The following is a 20,284-nucleotide window of genomic DNA, read 5'->3' as shown; positions in this document are numbered from 1 at the left end:
CGTCATTGACATTGTTAAAGTACTCACACTTGTTATTGGATGCGCCATTATGTATTTATTGTTAAATGAAGTTAGTTCTAAATACGCCAAGTGTTTTAGTTTAGTTCTATTGACGTATTTTTTTATGATGGCCTTGCAACTTTTATCAAGTATTATTGGTCAAATTACAAATGTCTTTCTTGACTTTAATATAGGGCAGCAATACGTTACGATTATTATTCGGTTAATCGGAATTGTTTATTATGCGGAGTTTGTAAGTTTTTTGCTTGCAGAAACGAGCCTTGGAAATGTCGGAAAAATGTTTGAGTATATCGTGAAACTTTATTTAATAGGATACAGTTTACCGATGATTATTAAGTTATTTGAGCTTATTTTATCGGTTGTCTAGTAAAATAGATGGACTAGGAGGGGGAGTAATGGATGCAGCAGAATTTGATCTATCGACATTTGAAAATATATGGTCTGAAATCTATCAACAGTATGATTGGTTGATGGATGCCGATTATTTAGATAAAACAAATTTATTAAAAGTTGAAAATTTTAATTTGGTTGGTTTTTTTCAATCGTTAGGTGACTACGCGTTGCATGAATTAACAACCGGATTTACCCAGTTTAAAAGTATTTTAATTTTTTTAATCGTCATCGCCCTTTTTCAAAATATTCAATCTACTTTTTCAACAAAGTATGAGAAAGTAACGAATATTGTTTTAAAACTGATCTTAATGGTTCAATTATTTCAACTCTTCATTTTTTATCATGATTACGTCTTAGATATTTTAACGAGATATATGAACATTGTGGTCGCTATTTTCCCGATGCTGCTCTCATTGATTACCATTACGGGGGCGCTTTGGAATCAGACGTTATTTAAACCTGCGGTGGTATTTTTAATCAATGCATCGTACTTTTTTATTAATGCCATTAGTCTTCCACTCACAGTTATTGGAACGATCTTTGGGTTTATTAATCAGATTAATGTAGAGGATTTATACGGTCGATTAATAAGTTTTGTTAATAAAGTAGCTTTGTGGACATTAGGTGGGTATTTCGCCTTTTTCTTGGCGCTGATGTCTATTCAGAATATGACACTAAGTTTTGCAGACGGATTGTTCTTTAGAACCACGCAAAATTTAATGAATCATATTCCAGTCATTGGAACACGCTTTACAGATACAATCGTTTCAGTTGTATCAACGCTATCTATCTTAAGAAATAGCGTGGGGCTTTTGGGTGTTATTACACTAGTGGTCGTTGTTAGTTTTCCGATCATTAAAGTAGGAGTCAGTCTGATTCTTTTTCGATTGCTAACTGGAGTCATTCAACCAATTGTAAGTAAAGACTATATTAAAATTTTAGATGTCTTTAATACGGGTCTTATGAACTTGTTAGTCATTATGATCATTATCGGGGTCATGTTTATTTTCACGTTCTTCATTATTTTATACAGCTCAAATATGATGCTATTAACGAACTAATTCTATGCGACAAGTTTTGAGGAGATGGGAAAAGATATGCTATATGAATATGCAAAACAGATTATCGCCATGTTTTTCTTGATAGCTATTGTCAATTTATTGGTGATTCCGGCTTCGTACAAAAAAATAATTACGTTTTATCTTCACTTTTTTATCATTGTTATCATTTTAAAGCCGGTGATTAGTATAATGAATAATGAGGTGACGTCACTCATCGATTCAGTTTCCTTTCTTGATGAAGGGAAGTTTGATGAATCCATTCAGTATTATCAAGGATTGATTGAAACTGATTTATCTCAAATGACATTGAGTGAGATGGAGGCGCGGGTTGAATCCTCAGGTGAAAAGTGTGGAATTCAAATCTTAGGGTTTGAATTTGGTGATGTACTCACACTAGAGATGGCCAAGACTGATTCAGAGTCTAAAACGTGTATGCTCAATCAGCTTGGTCTGAAGCAAGAGGATGTTATCTTTAAAGGAGGGGATTGATGGAAAAGAAGCGACAATATGAGGGAAGGAGTTCCGAAGATAGGAGGTAAAAGAAGTGGAAGGGAAGCCATCAACTAAACCGGGCCGCATAAGCTCGGGGTTAAAAAAAATCATGGCTGACGTTGGACCACTGGGAATCATCATGTTTCTTGGCGCCGCATTTGTGGTGACGTCTTTACTCAAAGATGATATGGGATCATTGGGTTCTCTGGCTAACAATCAAGAATCTTCGGCACAAACATCCGTCGAAGTAAAACACAAAGAACAGATCACAGCTTTATTTGAATCAATAGAAGGAGTAACGGTAGATAGTATTAATATCTCATATAAGTCAGTCGCAGACACTTCTTCAGCTCTCTTTTCAAGTAGTCAAGAGACGGTTTCAAATGGCGTGGTGATCGTCTATCAAGGAACGATAAAGGCACCATATGATGTAACACATGCCATCAGCTTATTGCTTGACGTTCCAATTCATCAAATTACATTATTAAAAGCATCTGAACTATAGGGGGAAATTAAAATGAACAAAAATTCATATGTAACAGCAGCATTATTCGTGGTTTTCGTATTATTAACAGTTTTCTACGTAAGCATTGGGGATGGAACAGAAAATGATGCAAAAGTAGGATCAACATCAGCTGTTCCGCAAGCAAATTTAGAAATGAAAGAAACAGACGCTCAATCAGCAGAAGAGTTAACAGCAAAAGAAGATGGAAAAGAAGTAAAAGAAACAAAAGAAGCAAAAGGAACAAAAGAAGAGAAAAAGGATGAAAAAACAAGCTCAATTCAAATTCAACGCTCAGAAGTTAAAAAGGCAGAGAGTGAATTAGTTGCACAATTAAAATCAATCATTGCAAGCAAAGACTCTGATGCAACAGAAAAAAGCGAAGCTAAAGATGATTTAGACAAAATTACAAAAGATACGCAACATCAAACGGTACTTGAATCTTTAATTAAAGCTAAAGGATATGATGATGTTTTAGTTCGTACAAATGAAGAAACAGTTCAAGTTTTCTTAGAGGGGACAGAGGAGCCAACATTAGAGCAAACAAATGAAATCATCATGATGGCAAAAACTGAATTTGCAACAAACCCAGATGTACACGTACAGTTCAAATCAATTAAATAGGTATCGTTAATGGTAGGTGATTTGAAAACCTTAACCGTTAAAAATAACTAAGGACTCTTAGATATGCTAAAAAGAACCTTCACTTGTTTTCAAAACAGTAAAGGTTCTTTTTTTGGTGGTAAAGACATAAAAAAAAAGACCCAATTTGGCCAGAGAACAAATAAGGTCTTTTTTTACCATGTTTAAGTGATAATGAATCGGTTTTTCAACCGATTAACAATTATCCTAAAGCGTTGATTTTTTTGCTTAAACGTGATTTTTGACGAGCTGCGAAGTTTTTGTGGCAAATTCCTTTTGCAACAGCTTTGTCTAATTTTTTGTTAGCTGTATTGTAAGCTTCTTTTGCAGCCTCAACGTTTTTAGTTTCGATAGCAACCTCAACGTTTTTGATTGCAGTACGCATAGATGCTTTGTAAGAAGCATTGAATTGACGACGTTTTTCGTTTGTTTTCACACGTTTAATTTGTGATTTAATATTTGGCATTCTAGTTCACCTCCATTGAAAATACAACAAAATCATTCTATCAGACCAAAGTCTAAAATGCAAGAATAAATTACAAAATTTCAGTAAATGGTAAGAAAAATGTTAGAATCTTAATTGAAAAGCGAATAATTTTTTTAAAATTCTATTGTTATTTAGAATATTTTTCTAATAGATTCGTTTTTAACGTCCATAGCTCATTTGAAAGATCGACATAATAAGTATGAGGTTTTTCAAAACGTAAGACTTCTTCCCAAAGTGTATTTATTTGTTCTTTAGAATAAGCGACAATCTCTTCAAGAGTAGGGGATTGATAAACCAGTTTACCCTTAATGAAAATCGGTGTAAGAAGAGGACGGGCAATAAAATTAGTAATTTCTTTACGTTTCCACGTATGTTCAGGATCGAAAATCGTATAAGGTTGCGTTTCGTCAATTTTTTCATGAGCGAGGGTAATCACATCAGCAATGGCCTTTTTCGTTTCACGATCGTATAAACGATAGACTTGTTTAGCCCCAGGGTTAGTAATTTTTTCAATATTATTACTAATTTTAATTTTAGGAATCATTTTTCCTTCCTTTTCAACCGCTACAATTTTATAAACGCCTCCAAAAACCGGTTCTGTTTTTGAGGTAATTAGACGTTCACCGACGCCAAAAGAATCAATCGGTGCCTTTTGGATGAGTAAATCTTTGATAATATATTCATCCAAAGAATTTGAAATCACAATTTTTGTGTCGAAGAGTCCGGCCTCATCAAGTAACTTGCGAGCCTTTTTAGCTAAATATGCGGCGTCCCCACTATCAATACGAATAGCTCCAGGGGCGTATCCTTTCGGAATAAGGACTTCTTTAAAGACTTTAATAGCATTTGGAATTCCTGACTTTAACGTATTGTAAGTATCGACGAGGAGGGTACAGTTTTGCGGATAAAGTTCAGCATATTTTTTGAATGCTTCATATTCTGTGTCAAAGGTTTGTACCCAACTATGTGCCATTGTTCCAAGCGCTGGTACATTAAAGTCACGATCTGATATCGTGCATGCCGTTCCCATGCATCCTCCAATATAAGCAGCGCGTGCCCCTAAAATAGCTCCATCAGCTCCTTGGGCACGGCGTGCTCCTAATTCAAGAACGGGACGCCCATTAGCGGCGCGGACAATACGGTTAGATTTCGTTGCGATTAATGATTGATGATTGATACTAAGTAAGATCATCGTCTCAATAAATTGCGCTTGAATAATAGGCCCACGAACGGTTAGGATAGGTTCATTTGGGAAGATAGGGGTACCTTCAGCAATCGCATAAATATCGCACGAAAACTTGAAGTTTTTAAGATAGGTTAAAAAAGCTTCTGAAAAAATATTTTTACTTCGTAGGTAATCAATATCATCGTCTGTAAACTTTAGGTTTTTTAAGTATTCAATAAGTTGTTCTAGACCTGCCATAATAGCAAATCCGCCCTCATCGGGAACACGACGGAAAAACATATCAAAATAAGCGATTTGATCTTCCATTCCGTTTTCAAAATAACCATGTGCCATTGTTAACTCGTAAAAATCAACGAGCATTGTTAAATTGACTGATTTTAAGTTCATGTTAAAAGCCTCTTTCTAGTCATTAATTTCTTGAACGAGTTCAATTCCGTTCATTTGCATTTTATAAAGCGCCAACAGGTGCATCAGATCTCCGTGATGCGCACCAAGGTCGTAAGTTTCTGTCGCATTAACCGGAACGATAATTCGGCTTTGGCGGTTAATCGTATTAAAGTAAGTTTTTAAGGTGATGGCAAATTGTTCGACACAAATATCCGTACAGTCACCCACGAGGATAAAGTTTTCAACCATTTGATGCTCTTGAAGCCAGGCATGAAACTCAGCTTCTAAAAAGCCGTTTGTTGAAGCTTTATGGATTAATTGATAGCCCCCAATTTCTTTTAGTTCATCGACGATTTCGCTCTCAGCTGTTCCGCATAAACAGTGGGGCGGATAAGATAAAAATTCAACCGATGATTCTTCATGTGAATCAGCAAAAGCAACCAACTGAAAAGCCCCTTCTTTTGCGGCCTTCATCAAGTGAGCAATAGGTGGAATAATGGTTTGAATTCTTGGAGAAGACATGGGTCCCTCTTTCACAAATCCATTGACCATATCGATCACAACGATTGCTGTTTGGTTTGGATTGAATGATTTAAGCGAAAGACTAGGTGACTCTTCTATTAGGCGTAGTATTTCTTTTAAGGTTACTTCGCTTGCTTGAAGTAGCTTAGAAATTTCATAAGACATATAAGACAACCTCCAATTTTTCTCTTTTTTTCTATCTATCGGCAAGATATTTCTATTATATAGTATATTCAAAGATTATCACCAACATTTTCGTTAGGATTCTATAAAATATCTTGAAATAAGTTGTCAGTCGTTTCCAAACTACGCTATAATAACGGTAATTACGTTAAGAAAGGGTGATTAAAATGTCGAATAAACGGTTATATAAAGTCCGTGAAGGCGCAATGATTGCGGGAGTTTGCCAAGGAATTGCGAATTATTTAAACATGGATGCAACGGTTGTTCGTTTACTTTGGGCGATGATTACAATTTTTTCTTTCGGAACAGGTTTTATTTTATACATTGCATGTATTTTTATTATTCCGGATCAATTAACGGTTAAACGTCAACAAAAAGAGGAACAACAAAAAAAGACAGTCTTTGATTCGACGGAATATAAAGTGAAAGATTCGGATAAATAAGGCTGACGTAATGATAGGAATGACCAGATAGTCATAAAAGTCATTGCAAGAAATGATTGGTACTGTCAGTTGTTTCAACACAAAAATATGGTAGAATAAAGAAAAAAGGAGGTCATCATGATGGCAGAAATATTAGGAAATTTAAACCCCAAACAGGTTTTTCATTACTTTGAAGAAATGACAAAGATCCCACACGAATCAGGAAACGAGGCAGCAATTAGTGATTATTTAGTGAATTTTGCTAAAACTCATCAATTAGAATATATCCAAGAACCTTGTAAAAACGTTATCATTAAAAAGCCAGCAACAAAAGGGTACGAATCAGCGCCACGAGTGATTTTACAAGGACACATGGACATGGTATGTGTGAAAGAAGATGAGTTGGATTTTAACTTCGAAACAGATGCTTTACCAATTTATGTTGATGGTGATTGGTTACGTGCAAAGGGAACGACACTTGGTGCGGACAATGGGATTGCGGTAGCTATGTCACTTGCTATTTTAGCAGACGATACGCTTGAGCACCCAGCGTTAACTGTTTTAGTGACAACAGAAGAAGAAACAGGAATGGATGGAGTCATGGCACTTGATCCAGCAAACGTACCAGGAGATATTTTAATTAACATTGATTCAGAAGAAGAAGGATTTGCCTTGACTTCATGTGCCGGAGGGGTGCGAAATTCATTAAAATTACCAATTGAATGGACGTCTGTTGAAGGAGATGGAATGGTAACTTATGACCTTGTGATTAGCGGGTTAAAAGGTGGACACTCTGGAATTGAAATCAATAAAGGGCGTGCAAATGCAAATAAATTAATGGGACGTTTACTAACAGAACTTCACGGATTAGGGGGATATATTTCACAACTATTCGGTGGAGAAAAGATGAATGCTATTTCAAAACGTGCACAATTAACCTATACACTCCCTGCTAATCAGGTTAATCAGTTAAAAGAAAAAGTTCAAGCATTCGAAGAAATGGTCCGTATTGAATTTTCTGTGACGGATCCTGGGGTTGTTGTGACGATGAGTGAAAGGGAACTAGTAACGAAAGTCTTCACTGAAAAAATGGCGACAAATTTAGAATACATTTTAAAATTAATTCCTTATGGTCCGCAAACAATGAGTGCAGCTATTGAAGGATTAGTAGAAAGCTCAACGAATCCAGGGGTTGTTGAGATGTTAGAGAACGAAATTGCGATCGACAGCGCTATTCGTAGTTCGGTTAGTTCTTTAAAAGCAGAAATTAATCAACGAATCCAAGCTATCGCTCAGTTAACGGGTGCATCGGTAGAATTAATTGCGGATTACCCAGAATGGCAGTTTGCTCCGGAATCAAAAGTACGTGAAGTGATGAAAGAGGTTTATCAACAAATGTACGGGAAAGAATTGCAAATTTCAGCGATTCATGCAGGATTAGAGTGCGGATTCTTATCTCAAAAATTAGGAAATGTTGATATGATTTCAATTGGTCCTGATATTACAGGAGCACATACGCCGAAAGAATCGTTATCAATTTCATCAACAGAACGCGTTTATCAATTCTTATGTGAAGTTTTAAAAAGCATCAAATAATAACCTACAACAGCCTATCTTCAGTTGAAGATGGGCTTTTTTTATAGGCAATAAATGAAGCAGGTAGAGGGATTGAGGCGGTATATAAAATATTTTCAAATAATTTTTCATGAAATGATGAAAACTGGTTCACACTAATTTTGAGGTGATTAGAATGAATGAACAGGAAATGAAGAAGTGGCAGTGTCGGTCAGATTTGGCTTTAGAGGCTGTTGAACAAATGGTTGGTGAGGTGGATGAGCCGAATGAGGAAGGTGTCGTTTATGAGGAAGATCGAATTCGCGGATTGAAGGTAACGTGTATTGATGTAGCTAAAGAGGCAGTTGAGCGTGTTGGGAAAAAAGCGGGGCGATATATGACATTAGATACCTCTTCCGTACTAACTCATGATCACGACCAATTAACAGTGGCAATGGAGGTTTTTGCCGACCAATTTTCAAAATTATTAGCTCATCGTGGAATTAAGGAAACAGATACGTGTTTAGTGATTGGGCTAGGAAATGATCATATTACACCGGATGCCTTAGGACCGATGGTAGTTGACGAAGTTATTGTGACAAGACACTTATATGAGTTACGCCCCGATGAAGTGGACCGCAGTTATCGGGAAGTTTGTGCGCTTGCTCCAGGGGTTATGGGGATGACCGGAATAGAAACCTACGATATCATCGAGTCATTGGTTCAAAAAGTGAAACCTCAATTTTTGGTTGTCGTTGATGCCCTCGCTTCACGATCAATTGAACGGGTGAATAAGATGATTCAAATGACGGATACAGGAATTGCTCCAGGAAGTGGCGTTGGTAATAAAAGAAAGGCGATTGATGAGGAATCGTTAGGGATCCCGGTATTTGCAATTGGGGTTCCGACAGTAGTTGATGCAGTTTCAATTACAAGTGATACGATTGACTTGCTATTGAAACATATAGGTAAATCATTAAAAGAGGAAAAACGTTCATATAAAAAACTGGTGCCGTTTTCGACGGTGCGTCAAACTTATACGGATGATGATTTACCTTCAACCGAACTTCGCCAGCAATTTATGGGGCAGGTAGGCGTGCTTGAGGAAGAGGAAAAGCGCCAGTTAATCTCTGAAGTATTGACCCCTAATGGATATAATTTGATTGTGACCCCTAAGGAAATTGATACGGATATGGAAGAATTAGCGACATTAATTTCCAATGGAATTAATCGGGCTCTTCATACAAACGTACAATTTAGCTAAATCGTATCCATAAAACAACAAGAATTAACACTCCCGCTTCTGTATAATGGACTATATATTTTTATAAAGGGATGAACAAAAAGAGAGTCTTTTTGAAAATAGAGTTTTAGGGGGCGGGAGGACTTGAATCGAAAACAACGTTTACGAAGAAAAAGATTAAAAAAGAAGCTGAATAAATTAACGCCATACCTTGTTGGAGTTGGATTTGTTCTTACGCTATTTTTCACCCAATTTTTTCAGTTATTTTATCTGAATCAACGGAATGCTAATGATGAGCATCGTCAACAGGAGCCGATTTTATCAAGTATTTTTGATTTTTCAACAGCAGGCGATATTATTGATGTTGTGTTCAACTTACAAGAATATTTTAAGGCGGTTATGACGTCACTTGACTTAAATCAATTATATTCTTTCATTAATGACGGATTTGCTTTTATCAACATGAAATCACCCTCTCAAAATGCAACGGCGGCCATTCCGTCGGCAGAGGGCTATCGCTACACCTATAAAAGTAAAGCCGCTGAGGCAGTGCCAGATCAGGCCTCAGAGACGGGCGCCACGACCTATACGGAAAATCCACTGGTCTATATTTTTAACTCACATGACGGGGAATTATATGAGGATGGAGCTGTTAATGATTCGCTTGGTCGCCCGTTAAGTGTCGTCGATCTTTCGTATATGGTGGCACAGGCCCTCCAAGGAAAAAATATAAATGCGTTAGTCGAATCGCGATCAGTTGCAGAGTATGTGAGTAAGAATAGTTGGAATTATGCGTCTTCATATAAAGCTTCACGTGTGTATTTAGAGGATACGGCAAGTCAACATGAGACATTGAAATATTTTATTGATTTCCATCGCGATTCGGTAAGTTATGCTAACTCTGCGATTACGATTGACGGAAAACCGTACGCCAAAATTATGTTTGTTCTTGGGACTGATAACGACCGACATGAGGAAAATCATCAAATTATTAAAGAGTTAGATGCTAAACTTAACGAAAAATACCCGGGTCTTTCTCGAGGAATTCGACCGAATGGGGGCGCGGGATATAATGGTGTTTACAATCAAGACTTTGCAACGACGATGTTACTGATTGAAGTCGGCGGAGAGTATAATACGTATGAAGAGGTATACAACTCAGCCCAAGCTGTTGCAGATGTTTTAGCAGATTACGTCACAGGAAATTAGTGAGAGGGGGAGCTATGAAAAGAGGGGGAGCAGTAACATTAGGCGTGACATGTTTTATGATTGGGCTCCTGTATAGTTTAAGGGGACAGACGATCAAGATTCAATCGGCGCCTATCCCTGATTCAACTTTTCTAGAGGACCAAATCGAACAATATGAGGAGAGCTTAGACGATGAGGACCATACATTTGTTCCGTATAGTCAGGTGGTACAGGAAGGAAAGAGTGTACAACAAAACTCCTCAACTCTTGAAAAGCAGGGAAATTTAACCGATTATTCAAATCAAATGAGGGGAATTGGCCATAATAATATTTCAAAGGCTGGACAGGATATTGGAAATCTATTAAAAACGGTCGTTCGCGAGGTGTTAAGAACGACAGTTCGTTTTTTTGATCGTGTGATTAGTGAATCGTAGGAAAAAACCTTCTTCTATTTGGTGAAGAAGGTTTTTTTCCTACGCCGAGGGCTGAATTTTTTGGAATCTTGATAAAAACAAACGATTCAACAAATTTTTCTTGTGAGACAGGCCATTTTAAAGTAAAATAAAATGGATATTAAACTGGAATGGAGTGAGCTTTGTGAGTGCGATTAATAGTGAACAAATTAAAGAGCGACAAAAACGAATTCGCAACTTTTCAATTATAGCCCACATCGATCATGGAAAAACAACGCTTTCGGATCGTATTTTAGAGCGAACGAACGCATTGGAAAAACGTGAGATGAAAAATCAGCTATTAGATTCAATGGAACTTGAGCGTGAGCGCGGAATTACAATTAAGTTAAATGCCGTGCAGTTAACATATAAAGCGAAAGATGGAAATGAGTATATCTTACATTTAATTGATACGCCAGGACACGTCGATTTTACATATGAGGTGTCACGTTCATTAGCTGCATGTGAGGGAGCGGTATTGGTTGTTGACGCTGCTCAAGGAATTGAGGCGCAAACGCTTGCGAACGTTTATTTAGCATTAGATAATGATTTAGAAATTTTACCATTAGTAAATAAAATTGATTTACCGAGTGCGGATCCGGAGCGTGTCAAACAAGAGGTTGAGGATATCATTGGTCTTCCTGCGGATGACGCGGTATTAGCTTCGGCAAAAGCTGGAATCGGAATTGAAGAGATTTTAGAACAGGTTGTTGAGAAGGTTCCTGCCCCGACAGGTGATCCGGATGCCCCATTACAAGCGTTAATTTTCGACTCTGTTTATGACCAATATCGAGGAATCATCGCGTCTATTCGTGTCGTTAATGGAACTATTAAAAAAGGGCAAATGATTCGAATGATGGCAACTGGAGCCGAATATGAGGTAGTCGAAGTTGGTGTGCATACCCCTCATGAAAAAGTCGTTGATTATTTAAGTGTTGGAGATGTAGGCTTTGTTACCGCATCGATTAAAGATGTGAAGACGGTACGCGTAGGGGATACGATTACATCGGTTGCAAAGCCAGCTGAAGAACCTTTACCAGGTTATCGTAAATTAAATCCAATGGTATTCTGTGGGTTATACCCAATCGATGCCGCTCGCTATAATGATTTACGTGATGCATTAGAAAAATTAGTATTAAACGATTCTTCTTTACAATTTGAACCGGAAACTTCACAAGCTCTTGGATTTGGATTCCGTACAGGGTTTTTAGGATTACTTCATATGGATGTTATTCAAGAACGTATTGAACGTGAGTTTAATATTGATTTAATTGCAACAGCGCCGTCTGTTATCTATCATGTTTATTTAACGGATGGAACAAAGTTGGTTGTTGACAACCCTTCTCAGATGCCAGAGCCACAAACCATTAAATCGATTGAAGAACCTTACGTTAAAGCGTCAATCATGACACCGAATGATTATGTAGGACCGATTATGGAATTATGTCAGAAAAAACGTGGTGTATTTATTGATATGCAATATTTAGATGAGACACGCGTTCATGTGAATTATGAAATTCCGTTAGGTGAAATTGTCTATGATTTCTTTGATCAATTAAAATCTTCGACTAAAGGATATGCTTCATTTGATTACGAGTTAATTGGATACAAGCCATCTAAACTAGTGAAAATGGACATTTTATTAAATGGAGAGATTGTTGATGCACTAAGCTTAATTGTTCATAAAGATTTTGCGTATTCACGAGGGAAAGTTATTACGGAAAAATTAAAAGAAATTATTCCAAGACAACAATTTGAGGTTCCTATTCAGGCAGCCATCGGTGGTAAAATTATTGCTCGTTCAACGATTAAAGCATTACGCAAAAACGTTCTTGCGAAGTGTTACGGTGGAGATATTTCACGTAAACGTAAGTTACTTGAAAAACAAAAAGAAGGTAAGAAACGTATGAAGTCTGTTGGATCGGTTGAAGTTCCACAAGAGGCATTTATGGCGGTCTTATCAATGGACGAAGATTAAGAGAGGAGGCGCCCTCTCTTTTTCTATAGATAAAAAAAACAGCTAATGAATGATGTTTTTTAAAATATAAGGTAAACTATAGATAAGTCCAGATAAGTTTTTCGTAAAATAAATGTTTAAAGTTGAGCAATAAGGGAGGGTTCCTAATGGCGGTTAATTCATTTGCTGCGTCATTGCAGTATGCTAATTTTTGATAGGAAAGATGAAAAAGGTAGTCCTAATCATTAGAGGTGGCAATAAGTGACCTATTCCTGAAAATAATTTAACGTCTCTATTAGGGGGAGTATTTCTCTCTTAGATGAAATAGCAAATTGGCGCCTGTTTAGCTAACTTTATGAAGATGAAAATAGGATTGGATGTATAGGTAATAATAGGATAAAAAAAGCTTCTATTTTATGAAGTGAATGTGATAGGATGAAAGCTTGTCCCTTTGGCTTTATAAGCGGGAGGAATAAGAAAGAAAAACATTAAAAGAGGTGGAACGATGAAGTTAACAAATTATCATACACATCATGACCGTTGCAAACATGCTAAGGGTGGTGTCGAGGCTTACGTACGTGAGGCTGTTTTACATCATTATGACGAAATTGGAATGAGTTGTCATACGCCGCATCGCAACTTTAAACAACTAGGAACGCGTCGAATGAGTTATGATGAACTATCAGATTATTTTAATGATATTGAACAAGCTCAAGAAAAGTATCCCCAGATCCGCGTTTTAAAAGCACTTGAGTGTGAATATTTTCCTATTCTTTTTGAAGATATTAAGGCATTAAGTAAGCAAACGGATTATTTAATTTTAGCGCAACATTATATTCAGATTGATGGAAAATTTAAAGATGCGTTTCATTTCACAGAACCTCGTCAGTTAGAGCTTTATGCGGCGGGTATTGAAGAGGGAATGGCAACAGGATTTTTTAAAATTTTGGCTCATCCAGATGTTTTCATGACGACTTATCCTAAATGGGATGAAGCCTGTGAAAAAGTAACTCGACAAATCGCAAGAGCTGCACTTAAGTACGATGTGATTTTAGAAGTGAATGCAAATGGATTACGTCGAGGAGAACAAAAATATGAAGATGGTGTTCGCTATCCTTATCCATCGGAGAAGTTTTGGAAAATTATCGCCACGGAGTTTAAAGAAGTTAAGGTGATGGTGAATTCTGATTGTCATGATCCTGCTTATTTAAATGATGAATATATGCAAATGGCGCGTGACTTTGCGAAACGGCTAAAGTTAAATGTCATTACGCATTTATAGGAGGTTTTTATGCCTAAAGGGTTATATATTCATATTCCTTTTTGTGACCATATTTGTACCTATTGCGATTTTCCTAAGTTATTAACGAAGGGTCAGCGTCACGAGGCCTATGTGGAGTCTTTGATTCGTGAACTTCGATATTACGAACAGCAAGTAGGGTTTGATGAGGTTCAGACGGTTTACATAGGGGGCGGAACGCCAACGGCCCTAAGTATTGAGCAAATCCGTCCTTTATTTGATTACCTAGCGCAAGCCCTTCCCCTTGATCAGTTAGTTGAATTTAGTTTAGAGGCTAATCCTGAAAACTTAACTGAAGAAAAAGTGAACTATTTTATCGCGAATCATGTTTCCCGATTTAGTTTAGGTGTTCAAACGTTTGATGAGCAGTTGTTAAAAATAATTGGACGAAAGCATCGACGTCAAGAAGTGCATCGGGCGGTTTCGCTGCTTCGATCAAAAGGTATCACGAATATAAATATTGATTTAATTTACTCCATTCCAACGCAGACGCTCGAGCAAGTTCAGCGGGATGTAGAGGAGGCTATTTCACTTGGTGTTGAACACATATCCGCCTATTCATTAATTGTAGAGGAGCATACGCCACTCTATCTAGCTTATATGAAAGACCAGGTGACCTTAACGGATAACGAACTAGAAGCCCATATGTATGAGTTAGTGATTAATACGTTAGAAAAGAACGGGTATCATCACTATGAAATCAGCAATTTTTCAACATCTCGGCCGAGTATTCATAACCAATGGTATTGGAAAAATAAGACATATTTTGGCGTAGGACTCGGGGCGCATGGTTATATTGAGGGTGTTCGTTATCAAAATACACGCTCGATTAATGCCTATATCGAAAAGTTGAACAAAGGAGAGCTACCAATTATTGAGTCGCGCACTTTAACAGTAGAAGAACATCTAGAAGAGGAGATGTTTTTAGGTTTACGTTTACAAGAGGGGGTCGATTTATCGGAAATCTCAGCTCACTATGAACGAGATGTTGAGTCTTTATATCGAACAGCCCTTCAACAATTAATAAAAGAGGGATATTTAATTCGTCAAAATAATCGAATTAAGTTAACACGGCGAGGTCTTTTGATGGCCAATGATGTATTTGAACAATTTTTATTATCTATTTAAGGAAAGGGTGACGGTAACGAATGGATGGAGTCTTATTATTAGATAAGCCAGCAGGGATGACGTCCCATGATTGTGTAAATATTGCGCGAAAAGTATTGAAAACGAAGAAAGTGGGACATACGGGGACACTTGATCCTAATGTAACGGGCGTCCTACCGTTGTGCATAGGTCGGGCAACAAAAATTTCTCAGTTTTTAACGGCGAATGAAAAGGAGTATTTAGGGGAAGTGACCTTAGGTTTTTCGACAACGACTGAAGACGCTGACGGAGAGATGGTCGATCGTCAATTCGTTGAAGGGGAAATCACAGAGGAGGATGTAAAATCTGTTTTCAACGAAATGATGGGGCCAAGTATTCAAGTTCCGCCGATGTACTCGGCTGTCAAAGTTAATGGGAAAAAGTTATATGAGTATGCACGAGCGGGAATTGAGGTCGAACGTCCTAAGCGCGAGGTGACGATCGAAAATCTTGAATTAACAAGTCAGATTACGAAAACAGATGACGGGCTTGTGAAATTCAGTTTTCGTGTTCGAGGAAGTAAGGGGTTGTTTGTCCGAACCGTTGCAGTGACTATTGGTGAAAAATTAGGTTATCCCGCGCATATGTCTTATTTAAGACGAGTCGCATCGGGCTCTTTTAAAATTGAAAGTTGTTTAACAATGGAAGAGTTTAAACAACGAGCTGAACAAGGAACGTTAACATTGATGTCCGTCGAAGAGGCCATGTCTGCCTTTCCATCGGTCACGGTAGATGCTTGGGTTGAAAAGTTGGTTCGTAATGGTGTTCAACTTCATCATGAGCAAGTAAAACAAACAGCGTACTCGCCGGTCGCCTTGTTTAGCCGTGATGGGAAGTGTTTAGCCGTTTATGAAAAACATCCGACACGTGAGGTTTATCGTTCGGTACGTGGATTCTTTTAGGAAGGAATAACGATGAAAGTGATTGAATTAAATTTAACGAAAAAGATGGATCAACCGCTAGCTGTGGCTCTCGGTTATTTTGATGGTCTACATTTAGGACACCAAGCAGTCATTAAAGAAGTCGTGGATTATGCGAAAAAGCATCAAATTAGAAGTGCTGTGATGACTTTTTCACCGAATCCCAATCAATTTTTAAATAAATTGAACAGTCCTCATCTTTTAACACCCCATCAAGAAAAAATTCGGGTGTTAAAAGAGTTAGGAGTCGACGAACTTATTATTTTACCGTTTAATGAGGAGCTTGCGAAGATGCGAGCGACCGACTTTATCCAACGTTATTTAATTGAACCGTCCATTGCTCATGTATCAACAGGGTTTGATTTTCGATTTGGATATAGAGGGGAAGGAGAAGTAACATTGTTGGCAAATTATTCGAAGCATTTTAGTTTAAATGTAACGCCTAAATGTGAGTTGAACGAGGAAAAAATTGGAGCGACTGAAATTAAATCCTATTTAGCTGAAGGTAATTTAGAAAAGGTTACACAGATGCTCGGACGCCCTTATCGATTACGTGGAGTCGTTGTTAGCGGAAAACAACGAGGACGACAAATTGGATTTCCGACGGCAAACTTGAAGTTAAGCGAAGATTATGTTATTCCGAAGTGTGGGGTTTATGCGGTAAAGGTTGAAGTGCGTGGACGCCACTACGTTGGAATGTGTAACATTGGGCATAACCCGACCTTTAATTTTAATCATCAAATTTGTATTGAAACGTATATTTTAGATTTTGATGCTGACATTTATGGGGAAGAGCTAATTTTAGACTTTTGTGCCTATTTAAGGGACGAACAACGATTTTCATCGATTGAAAAGTTAATGGAACAGTTAGCCTTTGATCGACAATTAGTGCGAAGTTATTTTAAATTAGACTTGCAATAATGAAAAAGTATGATAGAATTAGAAATGTCCTTATTCTATGCTTTTAGCTCCTCCAGCGAATAGCTTGGATTGAGGCGTATTTAAAAGAAATGTAGGAGGTAATAGTTATGGCTATTTCAAAAGTAGAAAAACAAGAAATTATTAAAGCTTACGCAGTACACGAAGGAGATACAGGTTCTCCAGAAGTTCAAATCGCTGTTTTAACAGCTGAAATCAATCGCTTAAACGACCACTTAAAACAACACAAACACGATCATCATTCACGTCGTGGATTATTACGCATGGTTGGTAAACGTCGTAACTTATTAGCTTACTTACGTAACAAAGATATCAACCGTTACGCTACTTTAATCGAGCGTTTAGGATTACGTCGATAATTTTAAAAGAGCCTTCTAAGAAGGCTCTTTTTTAACGTGTATAAAGAATCTGTCCTATTTTCATACTAAATGGGCAGGCCTTTAACTAATGAGTTTAGATAATAAAGCGTCTTTGACATAGAAAAGGGAGGAACGTATCATGATAACTGGTGAATTGAAAAGTAAAGTCGATAAAATATGGGAGACCTTTTGGACGGGGGGAATTACGAACCCGTTAGAGGTCATTGAGCAGTTTACTTATTTGTTATTTATTAAAAATTTAGATGAAATTGAGACACGTAAAGAAAGTGAAGCGTTGTTGCTCGGGTTCCCATATACCGGAATGTTTCCGGCCGATCGTCAAGCATTACGATGGAGCCGTTTTAAAAATGAAGAAGCCACGCAAATGTATCAGACAGTAGCGACTGAAGTTTTTCCATTTATTAAATCGTTGCATGCCAACCAAGACTCAGCATATACCAAATATATGGGGGATGCGATTTTTAAAATTCCAACCCCTCAAATGTTAACGAAGTTAGTCGATATGATTGATGTCTTGCCTTTAACACCGGATACTAAAGGGGATTTATATGAGTATTTACTCTCTAAAGTGGCAACAGCGGGAACGAATGGTCAATTTAGAACGCCACGTCATATCATTGATATGATGGTGAAATTAATGAAACCGACACCTTCAGATGTGATCGTTGACCCGGCAGCGGGATCCGCAGGTTTTTTAGTGTCAGCCCAGCAATATTTAAGAGACAATCATGCCGATTTATTCCATAATCAAGGATTAAAAGAGCATTTCAATAATGACATGTTTTATGGGTTCGATATGGACCGTACGATGTTACGGATTGGGGCGATGAACATGATGTTACACGGCGTTGATAATCCGAATATTGAATATAAAGATTCTTTATCTGAACAAAATAAAGACGAGGATACATATACCTTAATTTTAGCGAATCCTCCGTTTAAAGGGTCACTTGATTATGAAGCGGTATCTGCTGACTTATTAAAAGTGACTAAAACGAAGAAAACGGAGCTTTTATTCTTATTGTTATTTTTACGGATTTTAAAAACAGGTGGACGTTGTGCCTCAATTGTTCCAGATGGAGTCTTATTCGGTAGCTCAAAGGCTCATAAAGATATTCGAAAGGAAATCGTTGAAAATCATAAGTTAGAGGCGGTCATCTCTCTTCCAAGTGGAGTCTTCAAACCGTATGCGGGAGTTTCAACAGCGATTTTAATCTTTACGAAAACAACTGTCGGTGGAACCGATCACGTTTGGTTTTATGATATGAAAGCAGATGGGTATTCACTTGATGATAAACGTCAACCGATTCAGGATAATGATATCCCTGACATCATTGAGCGTTTTAGTCATTTAGAAAATGAAGTAGAACGCCAGAAAACAGAACAATCCTTCTTCGTATCAGTGGATGAAATTCGCGAAACAGGATACGATTTATCCATCAATAAATATAAAGAAATCGAATACGAAGAAGTCCAGTACGAAGCCCCATCCATCATTTTAAAGAAAATTCAAACACTCGAAGAAGAAATTCAACAGGGGCTAAAAGAATTAGAAAAAATGATTGGAGAATAAAGGATGATAAAAAAAGTAAAATTAGGTGATATTTGCGAAGTAAGAGGGGGCTACGCTTTTAAAAGTATAGATTTCCAAAAGCAGGGTATTCCGGTGATAAGAATTAGTAACATAAGTGACAATTCAGTTCTTTTAGATGATAAAACAGTCTTTGTCGATAGTGTTAGTCAAGATATGCTTCAAAAATATAGTATACATAAGGGAGATATATTGGTTGCTTTATCGGGGGCAACTACTGGAAAATTTGGTATCTATGAAGAGGATACAGAGGCATTATTAAATCAACGGGTAGCAAAACTTATCCCGTCTAATTTGATTAATAATTTATATTTATATTACTATTTAAATACATTAAGGAGCATTATTCTACAGAGAGCTATGGGGGTGGCACAACCCAATATTAGTCCTAAAGAGATTGAGGATATGATTATATTTTTACCACTTTTAGAAACACAAATTAAAATTGCTCAAATACTAGATCAAGCGCGGAGGTTAATCGATAAACGAAAAGAACAAATCGCTTTACTTGATGACTTAATTCAAAGTGTGTTTTATGACATGTTTGGAGACCCAGGGTTAAATAGTAAGGAATGGGAATGTGGAAGAATTTCAGATATTATAGTTAAAACTCAATATGGAACGAGTACTAAAGCTAATGAAAATGAAGGTGAATACGCAGTATTGAGAATGAATAATATTACTTATCGTGGTAATTGGGATTTGAGAGCCCTAAAGTATATTGACTTAGATGAAAAGGATAGAAAAAAATATTTAGTTTATAAAGGGGAAGTTTTATTTAATCGAACTAATAGCAAAGAATTAGTTGGAAAAACGGCTGTCTATAAAAGGGAGGAGCCAATGGCATACGCAGGATATTTAGTTAAAGCTATTCCTAACAATAGAGCCAATGGCCAATTTATTGCATCGTATATGAATACCAAATATATAAAATCTCTTCTATTTAATATGGCTAAGAATATTGTTGGAATGGCCAATATAAATGCGGAGGAATTTAAAAGTATTAAGGTTTATATCCCTCCTATCGAACTTCAAAATCATTTTGCTGAAATGGTTGAGAATATTGAAAAGCAAAAAGAATTATTAAACAAGAGTTTGGCTGAATTAGAAACAAACTTTAATTCGTTGATGCAACGCGCGTTTCGTGGAGAATTAGTCGCTGAGTAATGGAGGGCGTTCCCGTTTTTGGGGGCGTCTTTTTTTAGTGAAAGAAGGCATCGCTCTTCCAATTTCTTCGGGTGGAAATGTTTTGCGAAAATACGGTATAATAGAGTAAAGATTAAAAAATACCTGAAGGTGGACTTGACTGTAAAAAG

General features: G+C 37.1%; 21 protein-coding genes. 18 read left to right on the top strand and 3 right to left on the bottom strand.

Going from position 1 to position 20,284, the window contains the following annotated elements; genetic code table 11:
• Nucleotides 1-49 precede the first annotated feature (49 nt).
• The 5 genes from AACH31_RS06240 (at nucleotide 50) to AACH31_RS06220 (ending at nucleotide 3,093) form a co-directional block, all read left to right on the top strand.
• Complete coding sequence (locus tag AACH31_RS06240; RefSeq protein ID WP_237658919.1) at nucleotides 50-388, top strand: stage III sporulation protein AD; 339 nt, start codon at nucleotides 50-52, stop codon at nucleotides 386-388.
• Between the two features lie 28 nt (nucleotides 389-416).
• Nucleotides 417-1,475, top strand: coding sequence for a stage III sporulation protein AE (locus AACH31_RS06235; RefSeq protein ID WP_338617237.1), 1,059 nt, complete (start codon nucleotides 417-419; stop codon nucleotides 1,473-1,475).
• Between the two features lie 36 nt (nucleotides 1,476-1,511).
• The gene (locus tag AACH31_RS06230) at nucleotides 1,512-1,964 is read left to right on the top strand and encodes a stage III sporulation protein AF (RefSeq protein ID WP_161831886.1); all 453 of its coding nucleotides are present in this window, start codon (nucleotides 1,512-1,514) and stop codon (nucleotides 1,962-1,964) included.
• A 112-nt stretch (nucleotides 1,965-2,076) separates the two neighbouring features.
• Complete coding sequence (locus tag AACH31_RS06225; RefSeq protein ID WP_161831885.1) at nucleotides 2,077-2,472, top strand: hypothetical protein; 396 nt, start codon at nucleotides 2,077-2,079, stop codon at nucleotides 2,470-2,472.
• Between the two features lie 12 nt (nucleotides 2,473-2,484).
• The gene (locus tag AACH31_RS06220; protein ID WP_161831884.1) at nucleotides 2,485-3,093 is read left to right on the top strand and encodes a SpoIIIAH-like family protein; all 609 of its coding nucleotides are present in this window, start codon (nucleotides 2,485-2,487) and stop codon (nucleotides 3,091-3,093) included.
• A 220-nt stretch (nucleotides 3,094-3,313) separates the two neighbouring features.
• On the opposite strand, the gene rpsT is transcribed toward AACH31_RS06220, so the two are convergent.
• The 3 genes from rpsT to AACH31_RS06205 form a co-directional block, all read right to left on the bottom strand.
• A complete protein-coding gene (gene rpsT, locus AACH31_RS06215; RefSeq protein WP_161831883.1) occupies nucleotides 3,314-3,577 on the bottom strand; it encodes a 30S ribosomal protein S20 in 264 nt (87 codons plus the stop codon).
• Between the two features lie 148 nt (nucleotides 3,578-3,725).
• Entirely contained in the window at nucleotides 3,726-5,171 is a 1,446-nt protein-coding gene (locus tag AACH31_RS06210) for a nicotinate phosphoribosyltransferase (RefSeq protein WP_338617233.1), read from the bottom strand.
• 15 nt (nucleotides 5,172-5,186) lie between these two features.
• Nucleotides 5,187-5,858, bottom strand: a complete 672-nt coding sequence (locus AACH31_RS06205) for a cysteine hydrolase family protein (protein WP_161831881.1) — start codon at nucleotides 5,856-5,858, stop codon at nucleotides 5,187-5,189.
• 185 nt (nucleotides 5,859-6,043) lie between these two features.
• Here AACH31_RS06205 and AACH31_RS06200 point away from each other — a divergent pair, with 185 nt between their 5' ends.
• The 13 genes from AACH31_RS06200 to AACH31_RS06140 all read left to right on the top strand — a co-directional run bounded on the left by AACH31_RS06200 (nucleotide 6,044) and on the right by AACH31_RS06140 (nucleotide 20,135).
• Nucleotides 6,044-6,319 (top strand): PspC domain-containing protein, encoded by a 276-nt coding sequence (locus AACH31_RS06200; protein ID WP_161831880.1) that lies wholly within the window; start codon nucleotides 6,044-6,046, stop codon nucleotides 6,317-6,319.
• 120 nt (nucleotides 6,320-6,439) lie between these two features.
• Complete coding sequence (locus AACH31_RS06195; RefSeq protein ID WP_338617230.1) at nucleotides 6,440-7,894, top strand: aminoacyl-histidine dipeptidase; 1,455 nt, start codon at nucleotides 6,440-6,442, stop codon at nucleotides 7,892-7,894.
• 154 nt (nucleotides 7,895-8,048) lie between these two features.
• The gene (gene gpr, locus AACH31_RS06190) at nucleotides 8,049-9,116 is read left to right on the top strand and encodes a GPR endopeptidase (protein WP_161831878.1); all 1,068 of its coding nucleotides are present in this window, start codon (nucleotides 8,049-8,051) and stop codon (nucleotides 9,114-9,116) included.
• A 123-nt stretch (nucleotides 9,117-9,239) separates the two neighbouring features.
• Nucleotides 9,240-10,304: a stage II sporulation protein P gene (gene spoIIP, locus AACH31_RS06185; protein WP_161831877.1), complete on the top strand. Its 1,065-nt coding sequence runs from the start codon at nucleotides 9,240-9,242 to the stop codon at nucleotides 10,302-10,304.
• A 14-nt stretch (nucleotides 10,305-10,318) separates the two neighbouring features.
• Complete coding sequence (locus AACH31_RS06180; RefSeq protein WP_262950396.1) at nucleotides 10,319-10,717, top strand: hypothetical protein; 399 nt, start codon at nucleotides 10,319-10,321, stop codon at nucleotides 10,715-10,717.
• A gap of 163 nt (nucleotides 10,718-10,880) precedes the next feature.
• Nucleotides 10,881-12,713, top strand: coding sequence for a translation elongation factor 4 (gene lepA, locus AACH31_RS06175; RefSeq protein WP_317452431.1), 1,833 nt, complete (start codon nucleotides 10,881-10,883; stop codon nucleotides 12,711-12,713).
• 484 nt (nucleotides 12,714-13,197) lie between these two features.
• On the top strand, nucleotides 13,198-13,974 hold the full coding sequence (locus AACH31_RS06170; protein WP_161831875.1) for a histidinol-phosphatase: 777 nt from the start codon (nucleotides 13,198-13,200) through the stop codon (nucleotides 13,972-13,974).
• A 9-nt stretch (nucleotides 13,975-13,983) separates the two neighbouring features.
• The gene (hemW, locus tag AACH31_RS06165) at nucleotides 13,984-15,120 is read left to right on the top strand and encodes a radical SAM family heme chaperone HemW (RefSeq protein ID WP_161831874.1); all 1,137 of its coding nucleotides are present in this window, start codon (nucleotides 13,984-13,986) and stop codon (nucleotides 15,118-15,120) included.
• A 20-nt stretch (nucleotides 15,121-15,140) separates the two neighbouring features.
• Nucleotides 15,141-16,040: a tRNA pseudouridine(55) synthase TruB gene (gene truB, locus AACH31_RS06160; RefSeq protein ID WP_161831873.1), complete on the top strand. Its 900-nt coding sequence runs from the start codon at nucleotides 15,141-15,143 to the stop codon at nucleotides 16,038-16,040.
• Nucleotides 16,041-16,052: 12 nt separating this feature from the next.
• Complete coding sequence (locus tag AACH31_RS06155) at nucleotides 16,053-16,979, top strand: bifunctional riboflavin kinase/FAD synthetase (protein WP_161831872.1); 927 nt, start codon at nucleotides 16,053-16,055, stop codon at nucleotides 16,977-16,979.
• 107 nt (nucleotides 16,980-17,086) lie between these two features.
• Nucleotides 17,087-17,356, top strand: coding sequence for a 30S ribosomal protein S15 (gene rpsO, locus AACH31_RS06150; RefSeq protein WP_161831871.1), 270 nt, complete (start codon nucleotides 17,087-17,089; stop codon nucleotides 17,354-17,356).
• Between the two features lie 139 nt (nucleotides 17,357-17,495).
• Entirely contained in the window at nucleotides 17,496-18,950 is a 1,455-nt protein-coding gene (locus tag AACH31_RS06145) for a type I restriction-modification system subunit M (protein ID WP_161831870.1), read from the top strand.
• 3 nt (nucleotides 18,951-18,953) lie between these two features.
• On the top strand, nucleotides 18,954-20,135 hold the full coding sequence (locus AACH31_RS06140; protein ID WP_161831869.1) for a restriction endonuclease subunit S: 1,182 nt from the start codon (nucleotides 18,954-18,956) through the stop codon (nucleotides 20,133-20,135).
• The last annotated feature ends 149 nt before the right edge of the window (nucleotides 20,136-20,284 follow it).

It is taken from the genome of Turicibacter faecis, from assembly GCF_037076425.1.
In the GTDB taxonomy this organism is placed as follows: Bacteria; Bacillota_I; Bacilli_A; order MOL361; family Turicibacteraceae; genus Turicibacter; species Turicibacter faecis.
This window is presented reverse-complemented; position numbering and strand designations above follow the sequence as displayed.

What these genes read in the sequence shown, in the direction of transcription:
- AACH31_RS06240 (WP_237658919.1), top strand. Translation starts at nt 50, where the DNA reads ATGTATTTATTGTTAAATGAAGTTAGTTCTAAATACGCCAAGTGTTTT.
- AACH31_RS06235 (WP_338617237.1), top strand. Translation starts at nt 417, where the DNA reads ATGGATGCAGCAGAATTTGATCTATCGACATTTGAAAATATATGGTCT.
- AACH31_RS06230 (WP_161831886.1), top strand. Translation starts at nt 1,512, where the DNA reads ATGCTATATGAATATGCAAAACAGATTATCGCCATGTTTTTCTTGATA.
- AACH31_RS06225 (WP_161831885.1), top strand. Translation starts at nt 2,077, where the DNA reads ATGGCTGACGTTGGACCACTGGGAATCATCATGTTTCTTGGCGCCGCA.
- AACH31_RS06220 (WP_161831884.1), top strand. Translation starts at nt 2,485, where the DNA reads ATGAACAAAAATTCATATGTAACAGCAGCATTATTCGTGGTTTTCGTA.
- rpsT (WP_161831883.1), bottom strand. Translation starts at nt 3,577, where the DNA reads ATGCCAAATATTAAATCACAAATTAAACGTGTGAAAACAAACGAAAAA.
- AACH31_RS06210 (WP_338617233.1), bottom strand. Translation starts at nt 5,171, where the DNA reads ATGAACTTAAAATCAGTCAATTTAACAATGCTCGTTGATTTTTACGAG.
- AACH31_RS06205 (WP_161831881.1), bottom strand. Translation starts at nt 5,858, where the DNA reads ATGTCTTATGAAATTTCTAAGCTACTTCAAGCAAGCGAAGTAACCTTA.
- AACH31_RS06200 (WP_161831880.1), top strand. Translation starts at nt 6,044, where the DNA reads ATGTCGAATAAACGGTTATATAAAGTCCGTGAAGGCGCAATGATTGCG.
- AACH31_RS06195 (WP_338617230.1), top strand. Translation starts at nt 6,440, where the DNA reads ATGGCAGAAATATTAGGAAATTTAAACCCCAAACAGGTTTTTCATTAC.
- gpr (WP_161831878.1), top strand. Translation starts at nt 8,049, where the DNA reads ATGAATGAACAGGAAATGAAGAAGTGGCAGTGTCGGTCAGATTTGGCT.
- AACH31_RS06180 (WP_262950396.1), top strand. Translation starts at nt 10,319, where the DNA reads ATGAAAAGAGGGGGAGCAGTAACATTAGGCGTGACATGTTTTATGATT.
- AACH31_RS06170 (WP_161831875.1), top strand. Translation starts at nt 13,198, where the DNA reads ATGAAGTTAACAAATTATCATACACATCATGACCGTTGCAAACATGCT.
- hemW (WP_161831874.1), top strand. Translation starts at nt 13,984, where the DNA reads ATGCCTAAAGGGTTATATATTCATATTCCTTTTTGTGACCATATTTGT.
- truB (WP_161831873.1), top strand. Translation starts at nt 15,141, where the DNA reads ATGGATGGAGTCTTATTATTAGATAAGCCAGCAGGGATGACGTCCCAT.
- AACH31_RS06155 (WP_161831872.1), top strand. Translation starts at nt 16,053, where the DNA reads ATGAAAGTGATTGAATTAAATTTAACGAAAAAGATGGATCAACCGCTA.
- rpsO (WP_161831871.1), top strand. Translation starts at nt 17,087, where the DNA reads ATGGCTATTTCAAAAGTAGAAAAACAAGAAATTATTAAAGCTTACGCA.
- AACH31_RS06145 (WP_161831870.1), top strand. Translation starts at nt 17,496, where the DNA reads ATGATAACTGGTGAATTGAAAAGTAAAGTCGATAAAATATGGGAGACC.
- AACH31_RS06140 (WP_161831869.1), top strand. Translation starts at nt 18,954, where the DNA reads ATGATAAAAAAAGTAAAATTAGGTGATATTTGCGAAGTAAGAGGGGGC.